We start from the raw sequence: 6,792 nt of genomic DNA, 5'->3' as shown, positions 1-6,792 counted from the left end.
CATCACAAGCATATTTTAACCTAACTAAATCTTACGGCATTACGCCTTCAATGTCAAGACGTGGTAACCCATATGACAATGCTTTAGCAGAAAATTTCTTTTCAATTCTCAAAACCGAATGTATTTACAGAACCAAGCTCAAAACTTATGAGGAGGCACGCCTCATCTTAAGTGAGTATATTCATTTCTACAACAACCATAGAATTCAACTCAAAACAAAACTGACACCACTTGAAAAGCGATGTCAGTATGTTGCTTAAAATTTAATATTTTCTAACATTTGGTCTGTTTTTGTACTGTCCGTACAATTTGGAGCAGTTCAAAGTGCAAGGTTGGCTTTTTTGTTATCTTGATATTTTTGATAAAAACAATTCAATTCATCGTAAGTACTTTTTCCAAACAGTTGCCCATATCGTAGTACTTGTAATAAATTTTCTTGCTTTCCGGACCAACGCTTGAGTTCAAATATGTATAAATCGCCTTCCTTATCAAGAGCAAGTATATCGGGCTCTTCTTGTCGAGCTCGTTCAGTAAAAATAGCCATAAGGTCATTTGAAGAAATGAAATCTTGAATATTATTAGAAATAAGGTTTTCAAGATCTTTTTCTTTCCAACCAATATCCGATAGGGTAACCCTTTTAACCTTTGAGTAATTATTACAATTTGTGTTTTTATTTAATTTATATAGCATGGCTATTACCTCATTTTTTGATAGTTATATTTTTTCTTTAAAATCTCATCGCTTTTTAGCTTATTCTTGTCAAGCAAAAATAATTAATCCTTGCAATTCATACCTCCAATCGTATCAATATTGAAACTACATAGAGAATCTTTAAGTGTAAAAACAACTGTCAATATTGATTACAAGCACAGATTTAGCGGCAAAACACCAAATACTTCTGAAAGGATGTTAATAAGGTTTGATTTCGGTGTTTTTAAGTTAAACTTATACTATGCCACACAAATAATGGCGGTTTTTACAGGAAATCCAATTTGTATTCAATTTTTATTGTTAAATATTATAATATACAAGATTAATAAATTAAAGGAATCTAAAATAAAAGATAAATATTTTTATGAAAAGCACCTAAATTAACATAATATAATTATCAGGTAAATAGCATTAAAATTTTTTCTACAATATAAACATGTAGGTCAGAGAAAAACAGTAACTTAATCAATAACAAATTCAGGCGATAGCTTAATAACTACCGCCTGATTAAATTAATTATTCATTTTTCAGTTTTGCCTCAACATAAAAGTAAAAATATAGTTGATGTATAGCCATATTTTATTCTTTAGTGAGGACAGATATTAGTCGATTGTAAAAATCCGGATATTTTTTTCTAATGGTAATAGGTTTAAAATCTTCTCCGACAAAGCAATGTGCAGTATGGCCTGTGGCAGCAATAGTATCATCGCTGCAAAATCTTATTGTGTAATTATATTCCATTAAGGCACCGTTGAATTTTACAAGCTTTACCTCAATGTATATATCATCATCAAATCTAATCGGCTTTATATATTTTGCATATGCATCAACGTTAGGAATAATAACACCTTTATTTTCCAATTCCATTACGTCGCAGCCAATCTTATTCATAAAATTGATTCTGGCCTCTTCAAAATATCTTATATGATTAGAATGATGAACAATTCCCATTCTGTCAGTTTCATAATAGTTTACTTTGCGTACATAGTATTTATTATCCAAAATTTCACCTTTACTTTCTTGTTAAAAGTCCATTGGCAAGATCCTGTTTGGCCTGATTTTTAATTATAAAATGCTGCTTTTTGCCTGTTGCAGTATGCGGGAGCTCGTTTACAAAACGATAATATTTGGGTATTTGATGCTTTGACAGATTTGGGGAAGATGAGCAATAATCATGAAGTTCATCAATAGTCAAACTTTCGTCTGCTTTAATTACATAAGCTGCAATTGATTCACCTCGTGTGCTGTCAGGAACACCTGTAACAATACACTCACTAACTTTTTCATTGCAATTTATTACTTCTTCAATTCGTGCAGGATAGATGTTTTCGCCTTTACAAATAATCATATCATCTTTTCTGCCGGCAATAGTAATATACTGCTTTGAATCCCAAGTTCCGATGTCACCTGTATACATCCAACCTTTATAGAATTTTTCTTTGGTTGATTTTTCATTGTTGACATAGCAATAGGTTGACTTTCCGGGGCTTTTTATAATAATTTCTCCCTCAACGGTATTATCTGTCGGGACTGTTTCGTCAGGCTCCGCTTTTTTGTCATCATATACTTTAACTACTCTTACTTCGTCATCAGTGCATGAACGACCCGATGTACCGGACATTTCAGGTAAATCAAACGGGCGTAAAAAAGTATTCCAAAATGTTTCGGTAGTTCCGTAACCGTTAAAAATATTTGGTGTGAGAACTTTCTGAAAACGAATACAAGCTTCCTTTTCAAGAGGACTGCCCATTGTTACAATTCCCTTAAGCGAAGACAAATCCTTAGGGTGTTTTTCCTGCCTTGTAGCAAGCAAAGTGAGAATTGACGGAACACCTGTCATAAAGGTAATTTTATATTTCTCAACATATTCCATACAAACTTTCGGATTAAAAGTGCGCATTATAACCAATGAGGCACCGGCATACAATGTTGGTGTAGGACCACCGGAATGAAGTCCGCCGCGATGAAACCATGGAGTCATATTCATTGTAACATCAGTAGGATTTATAGGAAAATGCATAATAACGTCATGAGCGGATAAAACTTCATTAACATTATTAAGAGGCACACCTTTTGGAGTTCCCGTAGTTCCGGAAGTTTGAAGCCTGACAACTTCATCATATATGTGAGGTGCAAAATCTATCGGAGGATTATCTTTATTGCCGTTTTTAACAAAATCATCATATAGAATGTGACCTTCAGGAAGATTAAATTCCTTTTTGGAATTATTTACAGCAACAATAATTGACGGTTTGTGTTTACACAGTTCAATTGCTTTAACAGCAGTTTGAACAACTTCTGAATCATACATATAAACCTTAGGCTTATTATGCTCCATTATTTCAGCAGTTTCTCCCGGAGAAAGATTAAAATTAATCGGATTAGAGATAGCACCGATTTTTTGCGGTGCAATATAGCCAAAAAGAAATTCAGGCGAATTAAAAAGCTGCATCAGGACAATATCGCTTTTTTTTACCCCGTTTGCGTTTAATGTGTTTGCAAGTTTGTTGCTTTCGGCATTAAGCTGTTCATATGTCCAACTTTTGTTTCCGGCGGGAAAAACAGCTGCATTTTTATATCCAAAACGTCTTACATTACGCATAAACCCATTAAGCCAGGTAAATTCACTTTCAAATGTCTGTTTAAACATTGTGCTGTCATATGTTAAATTCATAGAATGTTCCTCCTGAAATCAATATTTTCCTACAATTACGCTTGAATTTTGACCACCAAAGCCGAAAGCATTTGACATGGCATAGTTAATTTCAGCCTTTTTGGCAGTGTTTGCCACAAGATCAACTCCCGAACACTCAGGGTCAACTTCGTTAAGATTAATTGTTGGCGGAATAATTCCCGTTTCAATAGTTTTTATACAAGCAATTGTTTCTGTGATTCCGCCTGCGCCCATCATGTGACCGGTAGCTCCTTTAGTGGAACTTACAAATGGCAATTTATCGGTAAAAATATTTTTAATTGCTTCAATTTCAACTGCGTCGCCCTTATTTGTTGCAGTACCGTGTGCGTTTATATACCCGATATCAGATGGGCTGAGTTTTGCATCAGATAACGCCTGTTTCATACATGCAATTGCGCCTCTGCCTTCCGGGTGCGGTGCGGTAACGTGGTAAGCATCGCTTGTGTTGCCGCAGGATTTTATTTCAGCATATATTTTTGCTCCGCGGGCAAGTGCGTGTGCCTCTGTTTCAATTACAAGTGCTCCGCCGCCTTCGCCGATTACGAATCCGTCACGAGTTATATCAAATGGTCTGCTTGCGGTTTTTGGTGTATCGTTCCTTCTTGAAAGGGCTTTTGCATTAGCAAGGGAATAGATTACGAGAGGGCAAAGTACTGATTCTGCACCAACGGCAATCATAACATCCGCTTTGCCTGATTGAATACACATACATGCCATATTAATTGCGTCTCCGCCCGATGAGCAGGCTGTACTTATTGTAAAGCTCGGACCTTGTATATTGTAGTTTATAGATATGTTTGCGGCAGCAATGTTTCCAAGAATTTTAGGAATGAATCTCGGACCTACCTTTTTATGAGAAGCACCCGAAAGTGCGTCCTGTGTGAATGCTGTTGTCGCAATACCGCTCATTGCTGTTCCCATAGTAATTCCCGTTCGTTCCGGAACTATATCAATATTACTTTGTTTAATTGCTTCCTCTGCTGCAATGTACGCATATTGCATAAAAGGGTCTGTCTTTCTTATTAAGTCCTTAGGTAAGTAATCTGATGGAACGAAGTTTTTGATTTCACCTGCAATTTGAACAGCAAGGTCTGATGTATCAAAAGATTTTATAGTGTCAATTCCCGACACGCCCGAAGTAATATTTTTCCAATAAGTATCAACTCCGATGCCAACGGGCGTAACTGCGCCCATACCTGTAACTACAATTTTTTCCATAAAATACAGAATCTCCATTTGCTAAAATTTACTAAAATTAAAATAGCTATTTACATTTTGCATATTGTTATGCTATATTTAAATTATAACAGATGATATTGAAGATTTCAACATACGCTGTAATGCAAAAATAGCTGTCAACTTGGTGGTTTTACCATTTTCTGCATAATATAATGCAATTTTGATATTAAATCGAGTTCGCAGGATGTTTTATAAAATTTATAATAAAACGAAAGAAGAGTCTTTATGGACATTAATCAACTTGTATACTTTATTTCAGTGGCGCAAACTCTTAATTTTTCAGAAGCTGCACGGCGAAATTATGTATCGCAATCAACGGTAAGCCGTTATGTCAGCGACCTTGAAAAGGAATTCGGAGTTAAACTTTTTACTCGGTCACACCGTGATGTAGTGATTACTAACGAGGGAAAAACTCTTTTGCCGTATGCTATTGATACAGTTGAAACTTTAAACAAGGCAAAAAATGTAATTAAACAGATGCGTGACGGCGGAAACGGAAAGTTGACCATTGCAAGCGACGCTACCTCATTGAGCTTTCCGTCAAAATGTATTGCAGAGTTTAACAATAATTATTCAGGTGTTACGATTGACCTATGTCAACTTGACGTTAATAACATTACTCAAAATATAATCGGCGAGGAATATGAATTTTGTTTTATGCCGCGCGATATGTTACCAGAAAATACGGAAATTGATTCTGTATTAACACACACTGAACCGTTGGTAGTCATAGCTTCAAAGGACGGAAAGTTTGGAAAACGTGACAGTATCAGTTTCAGTGAGCTTGCAGATGAAAAATTGTTGCTTTTGTCTGAATCAATAGTTCCTATAATATATATGGAAATAATGGATTTGCTGCGTACATTCCATATTTCTCCTACAATTGAAAGTACGTATAATGACCTAATATCATTATATATCGGAGTGAATGCAGGTGTTGGTGTTACTATCATTCCAAAATCACTTGCAGAATATTTAACCAACGAGCACACAAAGACCATTTTAATTGAAGATACTGATACAGGTGTTCCATATGTTATGGCTTGGTCAAAAAGTATTTCAAACCCTGTTGCAAGATTATTCTTAAATGTTGCAAATAACTTTGCTAAAGGTGATGAAGATATTTTTGGCTTATAAAATTCTCAGTCAAATCCGAAATCAATTATTTCAAACACAATTTGTAATAATAATGATAAAATCAAAACAATATTGGAGTTGTATTATGAAAATTAAAATCATTGCTGACAGTACTTGCGACCTTTCAAAAGACTTACTTGAAAAATATGACATATCTTTAGTACCTCTTTATATATCTATGGGCAATAAGATGTTTAAAGATGGTGTTGAAGTCACCCCAGACGACATTTATGATTATGTGTCAAAAACAGGAAATCTTGCCAAAACCGCAGCTCCGAATATTGACGATTATATTAAAGTGTTCAGGCACTGGAATCAACTTGGGTATCAAATTATGTGTTTTTGCATTAGCAAAGATTGTTCAAGTTCATACCAAAATGCGTGTGTGGCAGCAAACGAATTTGACGACATTTATGTGGTTGACACAAGGAATCTCTCAACCGGTGAAGGACTTGTGGTGCTTTACGGAGCGGATATGATTAAAGAAGGTTATTCGGCAGAAGAAGTTCAATCGGCCTGTAATGAAGCAGCAACTCGTGTTGAAGCAAGCTTTGTTGTAGACAGTATTGATTTTTTGCATAAGGGCGGCCGTTGTTCCGCACTTGCAGCATTCGGTGCAAATCTACTTAAACTAAAACCCGGAATAGATGTGGTTGACGGTAAAATGAAACCGTCTAAAAAATATAGAGGAAATATTGATAAAGTAATTCTTGATTATGTAAATGACAGACTTGCAGGAAGAGATGACATAATAAAAAATCGTATATTTATTACTCACACAGGTTGCAAGACGGAAGTAGTGGAAAGGGTAAAAGAAAAAATCAACAAAATAGCTCCTGATTTTAAAGAGGTAATTGAAACACGCGCAGGATGTACGGTTACTACTCATTGCGGGCCGAACACTCTCGGAGTTCTATTCATCAGAAAAGGTAAACTTTAATTCTTATACAGAATTAATAAATTGTTACTTGGGATATATATGATTAATTATTCAGAATATAACATATTA

Annotated in this window: 7 protein-coding genes; 3 read left to right on the top strand and 4 right to left on the bottom strand. The window is 35.2% G+C overall.

All coding sequences use genetic code 11. From position 1 onward, the window contains the following. Positions 1 to 260, top strand: a 260-nt coding sequence (locus BLP46_RS09070; RefSeq protein WP_143000478.1) for an IS3 family transposase, incomplete at its 5' end; no start/stop codon positions are given. Between the two features lie 59 nt (positions 261 to 319). Here the strand turns inward: BLP46_RS09070 and BLP46_RS09065 are convergent. The 4 genes from BLP46_RS09065 to fabF all read right to left on the bottom strand — a co-directional run bounded on the left by BLP46_RS09065 (position 320) and on the right by fabF (position 4,625). Continuing rightward, positions 320 to 691 (bottom strand): PDDEXK family nuclease, encoded by a 372-nt coding sequence (locus BLP46_RS09065; protein WP_207645228.1) that lies wholly within the window; start codon positions 689 to 691, stop codon positions 320 to 322. A gap of 600 nt (positions 692 to 1,291) precedes the next feature. Then, the gene (locus BLP46_RS09060) at positions 1,292 to 1,714 is read right to left on the bottom strand and encodes an acyl-CoA thioesterase (RefSeq protein WP_092978353.1); all 423 of its coding nucleotides are present in this window, start codon (positions 1,712 to 1,714) and stop codon (positions 1,292 to 1,294) included. A 10-nt stretch (positions 1,715 to 1,724) separates the two neighbouring features. Continuing rightward, positions 1,725 to 3,386 (bottom strand): class I adenylate-forming enzyme family protein, encoded by a 1,662-nt coding sequence (locus BLP46_RS09055; RefSeq protein WP_092978351.1) that lies wholly within the window; start codon positions 3,384 to 3,386, stop codon positions 1,725 to 1,727. 18 nt (positions 3,387 to 3,404) lie between these two features. Beyond that, positions 3,405 to 4,625 carry a beta-ketoacyl-ACP synthase II gene (gene fabF / locus BLP46_RS09050; RefSeq protein WP_092978350.1) on the bottom strand — a complete coding sequence of 407 codons (1,221 nt, stop codon included), beginning with the start codon at positions 4,623 to 4,625 and terminating at the stop codon, positions 3,405 to 3,407. Between the two features lie 246 nt (positions 4,626 to 4,871). Here fabF and BLP46_RS09045 point away from each other — a divergent pair, with 246 nt between their 5' ends. Both BLP46_RS09045 and BLP46_RS09040 read left to right on the top strand, forming a co-directional pair. Then, a complete protein-coding gene (locus BLP46_RS09045; protein WP_092978348.1) occupies positions 4,872 to 5,783 on the top strand; it encodes a LysR family transcriptional regulator in 912 nt (303 codons plus the stop codon). A gap of 85 nt (positions 5,784 to 5,868) precedes the next feature. Beyond that, positions 5,869 to 6,723, top strand: coding sequence for a DegV family protein (locus tag BLP46_RS09040; RefSeq protein ID WP_092978346.1), 855 nt, complete (start codon positions 5,869 to 5,871; stop codon positions 6,721 to 6,723). Positions 6,724 to 6,792 lie beyond the last annotated feature (69 nt).

The sequence above is a fragment of the Ruminococcus sp. YE282 genome, from assembly GCA_900101355.1.
GTDB classification, from domain to species: Bacteria; Bacillota; Clostridia; order Oscillospirales; family Acutalibacteraceae; genus Ruminococcoides; species Ruminococcoides bromii_A.
Note: the sequence above shows the minus strand (reverse complement) of the source record. Positions and strands in the feature narration are given on the sequence as shown.

Coding starts and splice junctions, on each gene's coding strand:
- BLP46_RS09065 (WP_207645228.1), bottom strand. CDS start 691: ATGCTATATAAATTAAATAAAAACACAAATTGTAATAATTACTCAAAG.
- BLP46_RS09055 (WP_092978351.1), bottom strand. CDS start 3,386: ATGAATTTAACATATGACAGCACAATGTTTAAACAGACATTTGAAAGT.
- fabF (WP_092978350.1), bottom strand. CDS start 4,625: ATGGAAAAAATTGTAGTTACAGGTATGGGCGCAGTTACGCCCGTTGGC.
- BLP46_RS09045 (WP_092978348.1), top strand. CDS start 4,872: ATGGACATTAATCAACTTGTATACTTTATTTCAGTGGCGCAAACTCTT.
- BLP46_RS09040 (WP_092978346.1), top strand. CDS start 5,869: ATGAAAATTAAAATCATTGCTGACAGTACTTGCGACCTTTCAAAAGAC.